Raw genomic sequence first — 16,534 nt, forward strand, 5'->3', positions numbered from 1 at the left:
CCCGCCTCCGCGGGAACGACGTGGTTTTTCCTATGAAGCGGGCTTATTCAAGCGCCCGAAATTATTCCGGACACCAGTGCGCGCAGGCGGGTACCCAAGTCCCTCGATACGCCGATAGCGCCGACTTATCATGAAACGCCCGACATGCGCCACCTGCCTGCGCGCGCAATCCACCTGCATCTGCCGCTGGATCGCGCCGGTCGCGCCGCAGGCCGCGCTGCTGGTCTTGCTGCATCCGCTCGAAACCGGGAATGCCAAGAACAGCGGGCGGCTGCTGCACCTGAGCGTGGCGGGCAGCGCGCTGACGGTCGGTGAAGCGTTCGATGCGGATCTGCTGGAAGGCCTGCTGCATGCCGATGGACGCACGCCGGTGCTGCTGTATCCGCAGACGCCGGACGATCAACACCTGCCACCGCCTCCGGCGCTGCCTTCGCTGCCGGCATCGATGCTGCGCCTGGTCGTGCTCGACGCCACCTGGCGCAAGAGCCGCAAGATGCTGTACCTGAATCCTGCCTTGCAACGCTTGCCGCGGCTGGCGCTGAGCGACGTGGCGCCGTCCAACTACCGCATCCGCAAGGCGCATGCCCCGCATCAGCTGTCGAGCCTGGAAGCGGCGGCGCAGGCGCTGGGCCAGCTCGAAGGCGATGGCGCGCGGTATGGGGCGCTGCTGGATGCCTTCGATGGGTTTGTTTCGCAACAGGCATCGTACGTGCGCGCTTGAATTCGCCGCAGGGACGGCGTAATATACTGTACAAATATACAGTATCGGAGCGCCGACCATGGGCACCATCGATTTTCCACTCCAGCGCGAACCGTTCGACGACGGGCACGTCGCCCTTGCACCGTCGCCGCCGCCGCTCGCGCGCAAGGGACGCGGGGCGGTGTCGAACCTGCAAGGCCGCTACGAGGTCAACGGCCGCGAGCGTTTCGACGACGGCTGGGCGGTCGACGATGATGAAGCGCCGGCCTTCAAGACCGTGGTCACCGACGAGATCGCCAAGAGCATCCTGTCGCGCAATACCTCGCCGGACATCCCGTTCAGCGTCTCCCTGAATCCCTATCGAGGCTGCGAGCACGGCTGCATCTATTGCTTCGCGCGGCCGACCCACAGCTACCTCGGCCTGTCGCCCGGGCTCGATTTCGAGACCCGCCTGTTCGCCAAGGTCAACGCGCCCGAGCTGCTGCGGCGCGAGCTGGCGAAACCCGGCTACGTGCCCGAGCACATCGCCATCGGCGTCAACACCGATGCCTATCAGCCGTGCGAACGCGAGCGCAAGCTGACGCGTTCGGTGCTCGAAGTGCTGGCCGAATGCCGTCATCCGGCCGGGCTGATCACCAAGTCCTCGCTGATCGAGCGCGACATCGACATCCTGGCGCCGATGGCCGCGAAGGGCCTGGCGTGCGCGGCCATCACGCTCACCACGCTCGACGCGGAGATTTCGCGCACGCTGGAACCGCGCGCGGCGGCGCCGATGCGGCGGCTGCGCACCATCCGCACGCTCACCGATGCCGGCATCCCGGTGAGCGTCAGCGTGGCGCCGATCATTCCTTTCGTGACGGAACCCGAGATCGAACGCATCCTGGAAGCGGCGCGCGACGCCGGCGCGGTGGGCGCGCACTACACGGTGCTGCGCCTGCCGCACGAGGTGAATCCCTTGTTTCAAGAATGGCTGCGGGCGCACTTCCCGGACCGCGCGCAGCGGGTGATGAACCGCATCCGCGAGATGCGGGGCGGCAAGGATTACGACAGCGATTTCGCCAGCCGCATGAAGGGCGAGGGCGTGTGGGCCGACCTGATCCGGCAACGTTTCGAAAAGGCGTCCGAACGGCTGGGCTTCTCGGATTTGCGCGGGCGCTTCGGGCGGCTCGACCGGTCGCAGTTCAGGCGGCCGCTGGTGGTGCCCGCATCCGGCGCGCGGGCCTCGGCGGCGCAGCGGGAGGGGCAGCTCGACTTGTTCTGACTGTGCGGGGCGGGCGCCCGCACACGGTCAGAAGGCGATCATGACCTTGCCCACGTGATTCGCCTCGGCGAAATACCGGTAGGCCTCGGGCGCGTCGTCGAAGGCGAAGGTCTTGCCGACCACGGTCTTGATGCCGTGGGTTTCGATAGCGCGCAGCAGGTCGACCATCATGGCGCGGCTGCCGTTGGCGATGCCGCGAATCGTCAGGTTGTGGGTGACAAAGGCCAGGTAATTCGGAATGGCGTGCCGCGTGCCGGGCGTGAGGCCGATCACGACGATGCGGCCATTGGGGGCGATCGACGCGATCGATTCGCCCAGCGTGTCCTGGCCGCCGGTCTCGATGACGATGTCGGCGCCGACGCCGCCCGTTTGCGCCATCAGCTCGGCCGCCCAATCCGGATGGGTGCGGTAGTTGATGGTGATGTCGGCGCCCAGTTCGCGCACCACGTCCAGCTTGGCGTCGCTGGACGACGTCATGGCCACGCGGGCGCCATGGGCCTTGGCCAGCTTCATGGCGGCCAGTGCGACGCCGCCCGTGCCCAGGCACAGCACCAGGTCGCCGGGTTTGACATGGCACATCTCGACCAGCGCATGCCAGGCGGTCAGGCCCGCCGAGGCCAGGCCGGCCACGTCTTCGTCGGCCAGCGACGGCGGCACCGGGATCACGGACGCGGCGGGAAGCAGCACCCGCTCGGCCAGCCAGCCATCGTGGGTGGCGCCGATGTCATGGCCGAAGATGGCGGGATTGAAGGGCCCATCGATCCAGTCGGCGAAATGGCCGCACACCACCCGCTCGCCTATCGCGACCTCGGTGACGCCCTCGCCGATGGCGACCACCCGGCCGACGCCCTCCGACACGGGAATGCGCTGCGGCGACTGGCCGGCTGCATACGTGCCGCGCAGGATTTGCGCATCGCGGCTGATCAGGCTGACCAGTTGCGGCGCCACCAGCACCTGGCCGGGGCCCGGCGTCGGGACGGGGCGGGTGGCGGCGCGCAGGGAATCGAGACCGGTTTGGGCGCCGATTTCAAATGCTTTCATCATGGTCTTTCCTTCGTGGTGGTGTGCGGCGCCAGGGTGGCGCGCAAGCGCAGCGAATGCGGTGGCAATTGTGGATTAATTGATCCATAATTATACACAGATCGCCATGGCGCAGCCCTGGTGGGGCGAGACGATAAAGGGAGTGAAGATGGCAAGAGCAGGACGGCCGCGCGGTTTCGACCGCGAGGCAGCGGTCGACAGCGCCATGCTGCTGTTCTGGGAACGCGGCTACGAGCGCACGTCGCTGGACGAGTTGCGGCGGACGATGGGCGGCGCCAAGGGGCTGTCGTCGGCGAGCTTCTATGCGGCCTTCGGATCGAAGGAGGCGCTCTACTGCGAGGCGTTGGCGCGCTATCACGTGCTGCATGGCGGCATGCTCGAGATCCTGCGCGATCGCGCGCTGGCGCCGCGTGCGCGGCTCGAACGGGCGCTGCGCGCGTCGGTCGCGGTGCAGGGCGACGCCTCGCATCCGCTTGGCTGCATGCTGACCCTGTCGGCGCCGATCGACGCCCACGCCGGCGGCGAGGCGCGCGCCGTGGCGGCCGATGGCCGCGCCGTCACGCGCGCCGCGCTGCGCGACTGCCTGCAAGCCGGCGTGGAGGCGGGCGAGTTGCGCCGCGATGCCGACCTGCAGGGACTGACGGCGCTGTTCGACGGCTTTTTGCTCGGCGTGTCGATCCAGGTGCGCGATGGCGTCCCGCTGGCGGCCATCGAGGCGGGCGTCGGCTGTGCGCTGGCCGCATGGGACGCTTGCGCGGCGCGCCGCTGAAACGGCTTGCTCCCGCGGCTGCGCGCCGAATCCCCCTATAATCCGGCATGTGAGGTCGGCGCGATGACGGCCTCGTTCATTTAAATATCTTGGCTAGGGGTGAACGATGAAGCTGGTGGCGATGCAGCCCATGTCCGCATGACGACGTCCGTGACGGTGGAGCAGGGCCTGCAGGCCGCCGGCGTTGGCCGCTTCCAGTACCGCATCTTCACGATCTTCGGCCTGGTATGGCTGGCCGATGCCATGCAGGTGCTGTCGATCGGTTTCAGTGCGCCGTCGATCGCCAGGACCTTTGGCTTGACCATGCCGCAAGCCCTGCAGACAGGGACGCTGTTCTTCGTCGGCATGCTGATCGGCGCCTTCGTCTTCGGCCGTCTGGCGGACCGGATCGGCCGCCGTCCGGTGCTGCTGATCGCGGTGCTGATCGACGCCTGTTTCGGCGTGGCGTCAGCCTTCGCCCCCGACTTCACCTGGCTGCTGGCGCTGCGCTTCCTGACCGGCGTCGGCGTCGGCGCGACCCTGCCGGTTGACTACACGATGATGGCCGAATTCCTGCCCAGCGACCGGCGCGGCCGCTGGCTGGTGCTGCTCGAGTCGTTCTGGGCGCTGGGGACGATCTGCCTGGCGGTGCTGGCGCTGTGGGCGGTGCAGTGGGGCGACGACGCCTGGCGCGTGATCTTCTTCGTTACCGGCCTGCCGGCCCTGGTCGGCGTGGTCCTGCGTTTTTATATTCCCGAGTCACCCATGTACCTGCACCGCAGCGGAAAGTCCGAGGAAGCGCGCGCGGTGCTGGCGCGGGTGGCCAGGACCAATGGCCGCAATGTCGACATCCCGATGCTGCAGCCCGAACGCAGGAAGGCGACGTCGCTGCTCTCGCTGTTCAGGGACGGCCTGCGCCGCCGCACAATCGCACTATTCATTGCTTGGGCCCTGATCTCGATCGCCTATTACGGCGTGTTCGTCTACCTGCCGATCAAGCTGGGCGCCGAAGGCTTCGGCTTCATGCGCGGCCAGGAATTTTTGATCGTGCTGGCGCTGGTCCAGTTGCCCGGCTTCGCGCTGGCGGCGTATGGCGTCGAGCGCTGGGGCCGCAAGCCGACCCTGGTCGGCTTCCTGCTGCTGAGTGCCGTCGGCTGCCTTGGCTATAGCCTCGGCAGTTCCACCGCGCTGGTGGTAGGATCGACGCTCTTGATGAGTTTCGCCCTGCTCGGCACCTGGGGCGCCCTGTATGCGTTCACGCCCGAGGTCTATCCGACCCGGCTGCGTGCAACCGGCATGGGCATGGCCGGCGCCGTCGCGCGCTTCGGTGGCCTGTTCGCGCCGGCGATCGTGGCGCCGGTGATGGCGACGCACTTCACGCTGGCGCTGGTGATGCTCTCGAGCTTGTTGCTGGTCGGGGCGGTTGCCATCCTGTGCGTCGACACCGAGTCGCGCCAGCGGGCGCTGGATTGAGGATACAGAGGTGAAACGGATGGGCGTACAACAGCAGCAGGCCGGCATGATCGTCTTCGTCGGCGCGGAATCGACCGGCAAATCCACATTGGCGCAGCATCTGGCGCAGCGTCTCGACGCCGGCTTCGTTCCTGAAATCGGCCGCTTCATCTGGGAAGAAAAGCAGGGCCGGCTCACGGCAAAAGATTACGTCGAGATCTCGGAACGCCACCGCGCTGCCGAGGATGCGGCCGTCAGCCAGACTTCTAGCCCCTGGGTCTTTGTCGACACCAATGCGCTCACCACGCTGCTATTGGGCCTGTGCTTCGGCCAGGTCACGGAGCCGGTCCCGCCCGCGTTGCTGCACCATGCCGACGATTGCCGCACCCGCTACCTGCATCATTTCGTCTGCGCCGACGATATTCCGTATGAAGAAGAACCCGGCGTGCGCGAGAACGCTGGCTGGCGAGCGCATATCCAGCGTCTGGTGCTGGAAGATCTCGACCGGCGCGGCATCGACTACACGGTGTTGAGGGGCACGCTGGAACAGCGCGCCGCGAAGGTGATGGAAGTCCTGTCGTCGATCGAGCAGGATCGGCCGCTCAAGCGCGCAGCTGCGTAAGCTTGAGATCGGCCAGGTGCCGCTCGAGCGCGAACACGTGCGGGTCGGGCTTGCCGAGTTCGCGCAAGGCTTGCGCCAGGCCCAGCAGATATTCGCTGTTCGGCCCACTCGGGCCGCGGGCCGTGGCGATCTGGCGCGCGATGTCGACTTCGTCGGCCGGGCCGAGATAGGCTTCATTCTCGTGCGTGGCGATGTAGACGATCCCCTCGTCGCTGCTGCCGTCGTCGAAATGCATCTCGGTCGCCAGGCGCAGGTAGCCATTCTTTTCGCGGTGATCCAGGTGCGCGAATTCCTCCGGCGTCACCAGATAGGCCATGCCGTGGCACAGCGCGCTGGCGTCGGGCACCAGGGTGACGACGCGTCCCGGCGCCGTCTCGGTGCCGCGGTGGTCGTGCGAGCCTTGCCAGAAGCGCCGCGACCAGCCGCCGATATAGGCGGGGCGCCGGTCGATGAAGGGGAAATCGGCCTTGAAGATCAGTGAACCGTAACCGAACAGCCAGACACGCTTGTGGCCGTTGAACTTGTTCATCCGCTGGTTGATCGCGATCGTATTGTGTGACATCGTGAGGTCAGGGCTAAGACAGATGCTGTTCATTGTAGCGCGCCAGGCGCCATCAGCGTTGCGACCGTTTTACATATCCAAACAGGAAATTAATATAACTCTCGGCCGCCGGCGACAGCGAGCGGCCGGGGCGGGTATAGATGAAGAAACGCCGGGTCAGCACCGGCGCATCGAGCGGCCGCAAGACCAGACCGTGCAACTTGACCAGCGGCTCGGCGTACGGCAGGCAGACCGTCACCCCGAGTCCGGCACTGACCATCGCCAGCGCCGTGGTCATGAAGGTCACCTCGTGCGCCGGCTTGATCGGTGTCTCGCGCACCGAGGCATGCCGCAGTGAGGCGTCTATATCGTCCAGCAGCCGCTCCGTGAACTGGCCCTGCAGCGAAATAAAAGGGTAGGACGCCACGTCCTGCCAGGTCAGGCGCGGCAGCGAGGCCAGCGGGTGATGCTCCGGAAACACCAGCGCGAACGGCATCTCGAACAGTTCGCGCGCCTCCAGCGGCGGCGCCGGCACCCGCTCGGGGCCGATGCCCACGTCCGCCTCGCCCGACAGGACGCGCGCGATCACGCCCTCCACCTCGGTATCGGCCAGGCGCACCTCGATCGCCGGGTGTTCCGCCCGGTAGGCGGCGATCGCCTGCGGCAGCAGGGTGCACGACATCAGCTGCGGCGCCGCGATCCGCACCAGCCCCTTCTTGAGTTGCGTGTGATCGGCGACGTTAGCCAGCGCACCGTCCAGGTCATCAATCATCTGGCTAAATAGGGGGAACAGTTCGCGGCCGATGTCGGTCAATACGATGCGGCGCGTGCTGCGGTCCACCACGCGCGCCCCCAGGGTCTGCTCGAGCTCCTTGATCAGGCCGGACAGCGCCGACTGCGTTACATGGATCGCCTGCGCCGCGAGCGTGAAATTACCGGTCTTGGTCAGGGCGACGAAGGCGCGCATCTGGCGCAGGGTTGGATTCATAAGAAAACCTGATAAATCGGGTTGAAAATACTGTTTGTATGATAGTGGCTTTTGATTTGTAATGGTGGCTACTCAGCAATAAGGAAACGCCCATGAAACTCGCCACCCTCAAATCCGGCGGCCGCGACGGCGCGCTCGTCGTCGTCAGCCGCGACCTGGTCACCTATCAAGCCGTGCCCGAGATCGCGCGCACCATGCAAGCCGCGCTGGACGACTGGGATGCGGTCGCGCCGCGCCTGGCAAAGGTCTATGAGCAGCTCAACGACGGCAATGCCGATGGCGCCGAATCCTTCATCGAGCAGGAATGCCACTCCCCGCTGCCGCGTGCCTACCAGTGGGCCGACGGCTCGGCCTATATCAACCACGTGGAGCTGGTGCGCAAGGCGCGTAATGCCGAAGTGCCGGCCTCGTTCTATACCGATCCGCTGATGTACCAGGGCGGCGGCGATTCCTTCGTCGGGCCCTGCGACCCGATCGCGGCCCTGTCCGAGGACTGGGGCATCGACCTCGAGGCCGAAGTGGCGGTGGTCACGGGCGACGTGCCGATGGGCGCCAGCGTGGAGCGCGCCGCGAGCGCAATCCGCCTGGTCATGCTGGTCAACGATGTCTCGCTGCGCAACCTGATCCCGAACGAACTGGCCAAGGGCTTCGGTTTCTACCAGTCCAAGCCGGCCAGCGCCTTCTCGCCGGTGGCCGTCACGCCGGACGAGCTGGGCGACGCCTGGCACGACAGCAAGCTGCACCTGCCGCTGCTGGTCACGCTCAACGGCGCCGCCTTTGGCCGTCCGAATGCCGGCGAAGACATGACCTTCAGCTTCGCCCAGCTGGTCGCGCACGCGGCCACCACCCGCGAGCTGTGCGCGGGCAGCATCATCGGTTCGGGCACGGTGTCGAACAAGCAGGGCAGCCTGCACGGTTCGAGCGTCGAGAACGGTGGCGTCGGCTACTGCTGCCTGGCCGAGGTGCGCATGTATGAAACCATCGAAGAAGGCAAGCCGAAGACGCCATTTCTGCGCTTCGGCGACACGGTGCGCATCGAAATGCTCGATGCCGACGGCGCCAGCATCTTCGGCGCGATCGACCAGGAAGTGATGCGTTATCAAGAGAAGTAAGAGAGGCAGCGATGAAGCTCTACACCTATTTTCGCAGCTCGGCCGCATACCGGGTGCGCATTGCGCTCAAGCTGAAGGGCATGTCCTACGATGCGGTGCCGGTGCACCTGCTCAAGGACGGCGGCCAGCACCTGCAGGACGACTACCGCAAGATCAACCCGAGCGGCCTGGTGCCGTCGTTCCAGGACGACCGCATCACGCTGACCCAGTCGATGGCGATCATCGAATACCTCGAAGAGATCCATCCCGAGCCGCCGCTGTTGCCGAAGGATGCGCCGGGCAGGGGCAGGGTGCGCGAACTGGCCCAGATCATCGGCTGCGACATCCATCCGATCAATAATCTGCGCGTGCTGAACTACCTGGTCAAGCACATGGGCCTGTCGGACCAGGCCAAGACCGAGTGGTACCGCCACTGGATCATCGAGGGCTTCCAGTCGCTCGAGGCGCACCTGGCGCGCGATCCGGGCGCCGGTCCGTTCTGCCATGGCGACCATCCGACCATCGCCGACTGCTATCTGGTGCCGCAGGTCTTCAATGCCCAGCGCTTCAATATCGATGTCTCGGCCTATCCGAATATCGACCGCATCAATTCGCTGTGCGTCGAGCTGCCGGCGTTCAGGGCGGCGCATCCGTCGCACCAGCCGGATACCGAGTAATTCCTGCCGGGCAGCCACGCTGCCCGGCATCGGCGCCGCGCATCACTTCCTCGCATCCCCTACCTAGATATTTATGACATTCCGAATTGTCTATATTCGGGATCGCCAATTTATTTAATAAAAACGCTAAACATCGGAATAATTTTACTAAACTAGGGCGATTATTCTGACCGAACTTTATTAATAGATTCCCGTCTACAGCATTGATTTCTATAGAGAATAATTAAATTTCCAATAGTAAATTTGCTACATAATTATGACAATTTAGTGTCGAGCTGCCGTAGACCGAGAAATACGGCAGCCCTAGAATCGCTTATCCATTTCCCCTGTATGTATTCAGTGAATTTTAAATCGATTCCGGTTTTTGCTGGAAGGGGTGGATATTCGCGTTTTTTTTTTAATATTCATAAGGGAAGATCATGACCTTGCATAAATTAATGTTTGTGTTGGCGCTTTCTCTGGCGGCGACCACCGTCAAGGCCGCACCGGCCTCGTCATTCGTCGACTTTTCCAACGGCGCCCAGGGATGGGAAGGCTCGCAGCCTGCCAATGGCGTAGGCGGGTCATGGATCGATACCACCCTGGGAAATGGTGCTCCAGCCCTGCACACGGTGATGGAAAACTTCGGTATTGGTTTCAGCAACCGCAACCAGAATTATGTGGGGGATTATTCAAAGCTCGGCAGCGTGACCATCGGCCTGGACATCATCGCCAATTCGATCAGTTATGTCGGCCAACAGGTCTCGCGCAACCTGATCGTCGAGTTGCGCGACTACGACAATACGCCGGAGGGCATGCCTTATTCCAGCGTCTGGTTCGACCTGGGCGTCATCGACGCCACGCTCGGCTGGCAGCACCTGTCGGTGACGATCGAAGATACCGCCATGGCGGCCCTGCCGGCCGGCTGGGGCGGTTACGGTACGACGGATGACGCCCAGGGCCCGGGTCTCCCGCCCGGCCGTACCTTCGCCGACGTGCTGTCCAGCGTGGACGAACTGGTGTTCTCCACCCTCGTTCCCGGCTGGTTCTACGGCTTCACCGACTTCGACATCGCGATCGACAATATCTCGGTCAGCGCCGGCGTGGCCGAGGTGCCGGAGCCGTCGAGCGTCGCGTTGATGTTCGGCGGTCTCGGCATGCTGGGCTGGATGGCGCGCCGCCGCTCGCGCCCTGCGCCGCGGGGCTGACCGACAGCCAGCCGAAGGCTGGCGAACCGGATCGACGGGGCGGGATACAATCCGGCCTCGTCTTTTCTTACCGGTACGCCATGACTTCCGCCGACGCCTCCAAGCCTTCTTCCCAGATTCCCGCCCCGATCCTGCAAGCCCTCGACCTGGCCGACGCTTCCTGGCGTCCCGTCCTCGTAGCCGGCCTCGAGGCCGTCGCCCGCGCCAATCCCGGCTACCTGCCCGCGCTGGCCGTCGACGACTACCTGCCCACCGAGAACCGCCTGTTCGCCGCCTTCGCCCAGCCCCTCGACAAGGTCCGCTATGTATTGGTAGGCGAGGGCCCATACCCGCGCGCCGCGAGCGCGACCGGCGTCTGTTTCATGGATGGGGCGGTAGGGGAGCTGTGGTCCGAGAGCGGCCTGTCAAAGCCGGTCAACCGCGCGACCTCGCTGCGCAACTTCATGAAGATGCTGCTGGTGGCGAGCGGCCAGTTGCAGCCTGACGCGACCGGCGGCGCGGCGCTGGCGCCGATCGCCCAGGCGGCCAGGGACGATGGCGCGATCCAGACCCTGGCCGAACTGCAGGACAATCTGCACGGCCACGGCTTCCTGCTGCTGAACGCAGCGCTGGTGTTCCGTAAACACGTCGCGCCGGTTATCGATGCGCGCGCCTGGTTGCCATTCCTGCAAACGGTGCTGGCGGCGCTGGCCGGGCAGCCTGCCCTGCCGACCCTGGTCCTGTGGGGCAAGATCGCCGAACAACTGAAAAAGCTGCCCGAGACGTCCGCCTTCCCCCAGGCGCTGGCTGAGCATCCCTACAACCTGAGCTTCATCGGGCACGCGGGTATGCAACAGCTGTTTGGCCCGATGGCGCTGTTGCGCAAGCGATAACGGCCGGCGTCGCAGGAGTCAGGCGAAAGGGAGAGAGGGTGGGAGGCCCATTTTGGGGGCCGCCAAGACAAGATGTCCGCGATTTGCTATACTTGACTAAATCGTTCAACTAATCGGGTTTTTAGCCTGGTCCCGCAAGAGAAGTCGGCGGCAGGACGTGATAGTTGGACAAGAGGAATATTTTAACATTAACCGGGGTTGTAATGCGTCTGACCACCAAAGGCCGTTTTGCTGTTACCGCGATGATCGATCTTGCCATGCGTCAAGGCAATGGTCCGGTCACGCTGTCGGGCATCAGCCAGCGCCAGGCCATTTCGCTGTCCTATCTGGAGCAGCTGTTCGGCAAGCTGCGCCGCCACGAGATCGTCGAATCGATCCGCGGCCCGGGCGGCGGCTACAGCCTGGCACGCCCGGCGTTCAAGGTGACGGTGGCCGACATCATCATCGCCGTCGACGAGCCGCTGGATGCGACCCAGTGCGGTGGCAAAGAGAATTGCCATGGCGCCCATACCGATGGCGCCCGCTGCATGACCCACGAATTGTGGACCACGCTGAACGAGAAAATGGTCGACTACCTCGATTCGGTGTCGCTGCAAGACCTGGTCGACCAGCAACGTCAAAAAGAACAGAACGTCGTGCACGTGCACCGTGGCGCCCCGGCCGCCGTCGGAACAAACTGAAGCTTACTGGAGTGAATTGATGAACGCGCCTTTGGACAAGAAAACCGAGCAGAGCTTCGCGACTGCGCCCCATTTCCCGATCTACCTGGATTATTCGGCCACCACGCCGGTCGATCCACGCGTTGCGGATGCCATGATCCCGTTCCTGCGCGAGCAGTTCGGCAACCCGGCCTCGCGCAGCCACGCCTATGGCTGGAGCGCTGAAGCGGCGGTCGAAGAGGCGCGCCAGAACGTCGCGAACATGGTCGGCGCCGATCCGCGCGAGATCATCTGGACCTCGGGCGCGACCGAGAGCAACAACCTGGCGCTCAAGGGCGCGGCCCAGTTCTACAAGACCCGCGGCAAGCACATCATCACGGTCAAGACCGAGCACAAGTCGGTGCTCGACACCGTGCGCGAACTCGAGCGCGTCGGCTTCGACGCCACCTACCTCGAGCCGCAAGACAACGGCCTGATCACCGTCGAGCAGCTGGAAGCCGCGCTGCGTCCGGATACCATCCTGGTCTCGGTCATGCTGGTCAATAACGAGATCGGCGTGGTCCAGCCGATCGAAGAGCTGGCCGCACTGTGCCGCTCGAAAGGCATCATCTTCCACTGCGACGCCGCGCAAGCGGTCGGCAAGGTGGTCATCGACCTCGAAAAATCGAAGGTCGACCTGATGACCTTCACCGCGCACAAGGTCTATGGCCCGAAAGGCGTCGGCGCCCTGTACGTGCGCCGCAAGCCGCGCGTGCGCCTCGAAGCGCAGATGCACGGCGGCGGCCACGAGCGCGGCCTGCGTTCGGGCACCTTGCCGACCCACCAGCTGGTGGGCATGGGCGAAGCCTTCCGCCTGGCCAAAGAAGAGATGGAGAGTGAACTGGTCCGCATCCGCGCGCTGCGCGATCGCCTGGCCAAGGGCCTGCTCGAGATTGAAGAAGTCTATATCAACGGCGACATGGACCACCGTGTGCCGCATAACCTGAACATCTCGTTCAACTATGTCGAAGGCGAGTCGCTGATCATGGCGGTCAAGGATATCGCCGTGTCGTCCGGTTCGGCCTGCACTTCGGCCAGCCTGGAACCATCGTATGTGCTGCGCGCCCTGGGCCGCAGCGACGAACTGGCGCACAGCTCGATCCGCTTCACCATCGGCCGTTTCACGACCGAAGAAGAGATCGACTTCGCCGTCAACCTGCTCAAATCGAAGGTTGGCAAATTGCGCGAACTGTCGCCGCTGTGGGACATGTTCAAGGAAGGGATCGATATCAATTCGATCCAATGGGCAGCCCACTAAATCACTGAAGGAGCATCACCATGGCATATTCGGACAAAGTACTCGACCATTACGAAAACCCGCGCAACGTTGGCGCCTTCGACAAGGGCGACGATGCAATCGGCACCGGCATGGTCGGCGCGCCGGCCTGCGGCGACGTCATGAAACTGCAGATCAAGGTCAACGACCAGGGCCTGATCGAAGACGCGAAGTTCAAGACCTATGGCTGCGGTTCGGCCATCGCATCGAGCTCGCTCATCACCGAATGGGTGAAGGGCAAGAGCCTGGACGAGGCGCTGGCGATCAAGAACACGCAGATCGCCGAAGAACTGGCCCTGCCGCCAGTCAAGATTCACTGCTCGATCCTGGCCGAAGACGCGATCAAGGCCGCCGTCGCCGACTACAAGGCGAAGCACGAAAAGGCAGCAGCGTAATTTTTTAGTAGAACAGAGCTGGAGAAGCACATGGCAATCACCCTGACCGAAAAAGCCGCGAAGCACGTCAACCGTTACCTCGAACGCCGGGGCAAGGGCATCGGCTTGCGCTTCGGTGTGCGCACCACCGGCTGCTCCGGCCTGGCCTACAAGCTCGAATACGTCGACGAGAGCGCCGCCGAAGACGCGGTGTTCGAGTCGCACGGCGTCAAGGTCTTCGTCGACCCGAAAAGCCTGGCGTACATCGACGGCACCGAACTCGATTTCGCCCGCGAAGGGCTCAATGAAGGCTTCCGCTTCAACAACCCGAACGTCAAGGACAACTGCGGCTGCGGCGAGAGCTTCCGTATCTAAGCCGATGCAGAATCACTTCGACCTGTTCCAGCTGCCGGCCCAATTCGAGGTCGACCAGGATGCCCTCGATTCCGCCTACCGCGAAGTCCAGGGCCGCGTCCACCCGGACCGTTTCGTCAATGCCACCGACGCCGAAAAGCGCGTCGCGATGCAGTGGGCGACCCGCGCCAACGAGGCCTATCAAACGCTGCGCAACCCGCAGAAGCGCGCGCAGTACCTGTGTGAGCTGAACGGCGTCGACCTGCAGACCGAGTCGAATACGGCCATGCCGCCGGCCTTCCTGATGCAGCAGATGGAATGGCGCGAAGAGCTCGAGGACGCACGCGCGGCCAAGGACGCCATCGCGCTCGACCGCCTGGAAGCGCAGCTGCGGGCCGAGCGCAAGAACATGCTGGCCGCCGTTGCGAGCCAGCTGGACGCGGGCGACTTCAGCGGCGCCGCGCAAGGCGTGCGCGGCCTGATGTTCCTCGACAAATTCGGCGACGAAGTGCAGTACGCCTTCGAGGCGATCGACGCCTGATCCGCTGCGGATCGCTTGTCGAACGGTCCACCGTTTGACTCCCGGCGCAGAAAAACAATATTGGTATCACGACTATGGCACTCCTCCAAATCGCCGAACCCGGCATGTCCACCGCCCCGCACCAGCACCGCCTGGCCGTGGGCATCGACCTGGGCACCACCAACTCGCTCGTCGCCACCGTCCGTAGCGGCAGCCCCGAAGTGCTGAGCGACGAGGAGGGCCGTTCGCTGCTGCCGTCGATCGTTCGCTACCTGGCAAACGGCCACGCCAATATCGGCCACAAGGCGCGCGTGCACCAGACCACCGACCCGAAGAACACGATCGTCTCGGTCAAGCGCTTCATGGGCCGGGCTTTGGCCGACATCGCCCACGCCGAAAACCTGCCCTACGACTTCGTCGATGGCGCGGGCATGGTCCAGCTGAACACCGTCGCCGGTGTGAAAAGCCCGGTCGAGGTGTCGGCCCAGATCCTGGCCACCTTGCGCCAGCGCGCCGAGGATTCGCTGGGCGACGACCTGGTCGGCGCCGTGATCACCGTGCCGGCCTATTTCGACGACGCCCAGCGCCAGGCCACCAAGGACGCGGCCCAGCTGGCCGGCCTGAACGTGCTGCGCCTGCTGTCCGAGCCGACCGCCGCCGCCATCGCCTATGGCCTCGACCATGGTAAGGAGGGCGTCTTCGCCGTCTACGACCTGGGCGGCGGCACCTTCGACATCTCGATCCTCAAGCTCTCCAAAGGCGTGTTCGAGGTGCTGTCGACCGGCGGCGACTCGGCACTGGGCGGCGACGATTTCGATCATCGCCTGTTCTGCTGGATCACCGAGCAGGCCAAGCTGGCGCCGCTGTCGGAGAACGACACCGCAACCCTGATGGTCAAGGCGCGCCAGGCCAAGGAACTGCTGTCGACCAATGAAGAAACGACGGTCGAGGCGATCCTGAAGTCGGGCGAACTGGTGCAGGTGACGGTCACCGCCGAAGTGTTCTCCGAGATCACCAGGCACCTGGTCGGCAAGACCATGAATGCGATCCGCAAGGCGATGCGCGATGCGAGCGTCAATGTGGACGACGTCGATGGCGTGGTGATGGTGGGCGGCGCGACCCGCATGCCGCACGTGCGCCGCGCCGTCTCGGAATTCTTCCAGACCATCCCGCACGCCAATATCGACCCGGACCGCGTGGTGGCGCTGGGCGCCGCGATCCAGGCCGACCAATTGGCCGGCAACCGCGCCGAGGGCGACGACTGGCTGCTGCTGGACGTGACCCCGCTGTCGCTGGGCATCGAGACGATGGGCGGCCTGGTCGAGAAGATCATCCCGCGCAATTCGACGATCCCCGTGGCGCGCGCCCAGGAATTCACGACCTTCAAGGACGGCCAGACCGCGCTGGCGGTGCATGTGGTGCAGGGCGAGCGCGAACTGGTATCGGACTGCCGTTCGCTGGCGCGCTTCGAGCTGCGCGGCATTCCGCCGATGGCGGCCGGCGCGGCGCGCATTCGCGTCACGTATCAAGTCGACGCCGACGGCCTGCTGTCGGTGGCCGCGCGCGAAATGCGTTCGGGCGTGGAAGCGTCGATCACGGTCAAGCCGTCCTACGGCCTGGCCGATGACGACGTGGCGCGCATGCTGCAGGAGTCGTACAGCTCGGCATCGGAAGACATGCAGATGCGCGCGCTGCGCGAAGAGCAGGTCGAAGCCGAGCGCATCCTGCTGGCGACCCAGTCGGCGCTGGATGCCGATGTCGACCTGCTGGCGCCGGAAGAGCAGGCCGCGATTGGCCAGCAGCTGCAGGCGGTGCGCGATGCGGTGACGGCGTCTAGCGACGCGTCGACCGCAGCGGGCCAGCGCCAGGATGCCTTGCACAATGCGGTGCAGGCACTGGCCAGGGGCACCGAAGAATTCGCCGCCCGCCGCATGGACAAGAGCGTGCGCAAGGCGCTGGCAGGCAAGTCGCTGGACGAGGTTTGATCGGCGGAAAAATCGCCGACCTGACGCTCGCCCCGCGCCCCATGAACGTCGTTCCCGCGAAGGCGGGAACCCAAGTCCTCAGCGGTCCAGCCACGTTTGAAGTAGGTGGTTGAGCAAGCAACCTTGGGGTCCCGCCTGCGCGGGAAG

At 64.7% G+C, this 16,534-nt stretch carries 18 protein-coding genes; 15 read left to right on the forward strand and 3 right to left on the reverse strand.

What is annotated here, in order from left to right; all coding sequences use genetic code 11:
- Positions 1-130 precede the first annotated feature (130 nt).
- Both SOM61_RS20290 and SOM61_RS20295 read left to right on the forward strand, forming a co-directional pair.
- Complete coding sequence (locus tag SOM61_RS20290; RefSeq protein WP_320475755.1) at positions 131-721, forward strand: tRNA-uridine aminocarboxypropyltransferase; 591 nt, start codon at positions 131-133, stop codon at positions 719-721.
- A 58-nt stretch (positions 722-779) separates the two neighbouring features.
- Positions 780-1,961: a PA0069 family radical SAM protein gene (locus SOM61_RS20295; protein ID WP_320475756.1), complete on the forward strand. Its 1,182-nt coding sequence runs from the start codon at positions 780-782 to the stop codon at positions 1,959-1,961.
- 27 nt (positions 1,962-1,988) lie between these two features.
- Here SOM61_RS20295 and SOM61_RS20300 read toward each other — a convergent pair whose 3' ends face one another.
- On the reverse strand, positions 1,989-3,005 hold the full coding sequence (locus SOM61_RS20300) for a zinc-dependent alcohol dehydrogenase family protein (protein WP_320475757.1): 1,017 nt from the start codon (positions 3,003-3,005) through the stop codon (positions 1,989-1,991).
- A 145-nt stretch (positions 3,006-3,150) separates the two neighbouring features.
- Here SOM61_RS20300 and SOM61_RS20305 point away from each other — a divergent pair, with 145 nt between their 5' ends.
- The 3 genes from SOM61_RS20305 (at position 3,151) to SOM61_RS20315 (ending at position 5,824) form a co-directional block, all read left to right on the forward strand.
- Positions 3,151-3,771: a TetR/AcrR family transcriptional regulator gene (locus SOM61_RS20305; protein ID WP_320475758.1), complete on the forward strand. Its 621-nt coding sequence runs from the start codon at positions 3,151-3,153 to the stop codon at positions 3,769-3,771.
- Between the two features lie 138 nt (positions 3,772-3,909).
- Positions 3,910-5,223 carry an MFS transporter gene (locus SOM61_RS20310; RefSeq protein WP_320475759.1) on the forward strand — a complete coding sequence of 438 codons (1,314 nt, stop codon included), beginning with the start codon at positions 3,910-3,912 and terminating at the stop codon, positions 5,221-5,223.
- A 19-nt stretch (positions 5,224-5,242) separates the two neighbouring features.
- Positions 5,243-5,824: an ATP-binding protein gene (locus tag SOM61_RS20315; RefSeq protein WP_320475760.1), complete on the forward strand. Its 582-nt coding sequence runs from the start codon at positions 5,243-5,245 to the stop codon at positions 5,822-5,824.
- Here SOM61_RS20315 and SOM61_RS20320 read toward each other — a convergent pair.
- A complete protein-coding gene (locus SOM61_RS20320) occupies positions 5,805-6,386 on the reverse strand; it encodes a gamma-glutamylcyclotransferase (RefSeq protein ID WP_320475761.1) in 582 nt (193 codons plus the stop codon). The genes SOM61_RS20315 and SOM61_RS20320 overlap by 20 nt on opposite strands.
- Before the next feature lie 52 nt (positions 6,387-6,438).
- A complete protein-coding gene (locus tag SOM61_RS20325) occupies positions 6,439-7,353 on the reverse strand; it encodes a LysR family transcriptional regulator (RefSeq protein WP_320475762.1) in 915 nt (304 codons plus the stop codon).
- A 92-nt stretch (positions 7,354-7,445) separates the two neighbouring features.
- Here SOM61_RS20325 and SOM61_RS20330 point away from each other — a divergent pair, with 92 nt between their 5' ends.
- The 10 genes from SOM61_RS20330 to hscA all read left to right on the forward strand — a co-directional run bounded on the left by SOM61_RS20330 (position 7,446) and on the right by hscA (position 16,387).
- A complete protein-coding gene (locus SOM61_RS20330; protein ID WP_320475763.1) occupies positions 7,446-8,465 on the forward strand; it encodes a fumarylacetoacetate hydrolase family protein in 1,020 nt (339 codons plus the stop codon).
- Positions 8,466-8,476: 11 nt separating this feature from the next.
- Positions 8,477-9,121, forward strand: a complete 645-nt coding sequence (gene maiA / locus SOM61_RS20335; RefSeq protein WP_320475764.1) for a maleylacetoacetate isomerase — start codon at positions 8,477-8,479, stop codon at positions 9,119-9,121.
- A gap of 437 nt (positions 9,122-9,558) precedes the next feature.
- A complete protein-coding gene (locus SOM61_RS20340) occupies positions 9,559-10,308 on the forward strand; it encodes a PEP-CTERM sorting domain-containing protein (RefSeq protein ID WP_320475765.1) in 750 nt (249 codons plus the stop codon).
- A gap of 80 nt (positions 10,309-10,388) precedes the next feature.
- A complete protein-coding gene (locus SOM61_RS20345; protein WP_320475766.1) occupies positions 10,389-11,180 on the forward strand; it encodes a uracil-DNA glycosylase family protein in 792 nt (263 codons plus the stop codon).
- 203 nt (positions 11,181-11,383) lie between these two features.
- Positions 11,384-11,860, forward strand: coding sequence for a Fe-S cluster assembly transcriptional regulator IscR (gene iscR / locus SOM61_RS20350; protein WP_320475767.1), 477 nt, complete (start codon positions 11,384-11,386; stop codon positions 11,858-11,860).
- A gap of 19 nt (positions 11,861-11,879) precedes the next feature.
- The gene (locus SOM61_RS20355) at positions 11,880-13,136 is read left to right on the forward strand and encodes an IscS subfamily cysteine desulfurase (RefSeq protein ID WP_320475768.1); all 1,257 of its coding nucleotides are present in this window, start codon (positions 11,880-11,882) and stop codon (positions 13,134-13,136) included.
- A gap of 20 nt (positions 13,137-13,156) precedes the next feature.
- Positions 13,157-13,549 carry a Fe-S cluster assembly scaffold IscU gene (iscU, locus tag SOM61_RS20360; RefSeq protein ID WP_147933086.1) on the forward strand — a complete coding sequence of 131 codons (393 nt, stop codon included), beginning with the start codon at positions 13,157-13,159 and terminating at the stop codon, positions 13,547-13,549.
- 30 nt (positions 13,550-13,579) lie between these two features.
- Entirely contained in the window at positions 13,580-13,903 is a 324-nt protein-coding gene (iscA, locus tag SOM61_RS20365) for an iron-sulfur cluster assembly protein IscA (protein ID WP_005666326.1), read from the forward strand.
- Between the two features lie 4 nt (positions 13,904-13,907).
- Entirely contained in the window at positions 13,908-14,423 is a 516-nt protein-coding gene (gene hscB, locus SOM61_RS20370) for a Fe-S protein assembly co-chaperone HscB (RefSeq protein ID WP_320475769.1), read from the forward strand.
- A 74-nt stretch (positions 14,424-14,497) separates the two neighbouring features.
- Positions 14,498-16,387, forward strand: coding sequence for a Fe-S protein assembly chaperone HscA (gene hscA / locus SOM61_RS20375; RefSeq protein ID WP_320475770.1), 1,890 nt, complete (start codon positions 14,498-14,500; stop codon positions 16,385-16,387).
- Positions 16,388-16,534: the final 147 nt, after the last annotated feature.

Origin of the sequence: Massilia sp. CFBP9012, from assembly GCF_034045115.1 — a bacterium.
Lineage (GTDB): Bacteria > Pseudomonadota > Gammaproteobacteria > Burkholderiales > Burkholderiaceae_D > Telluria.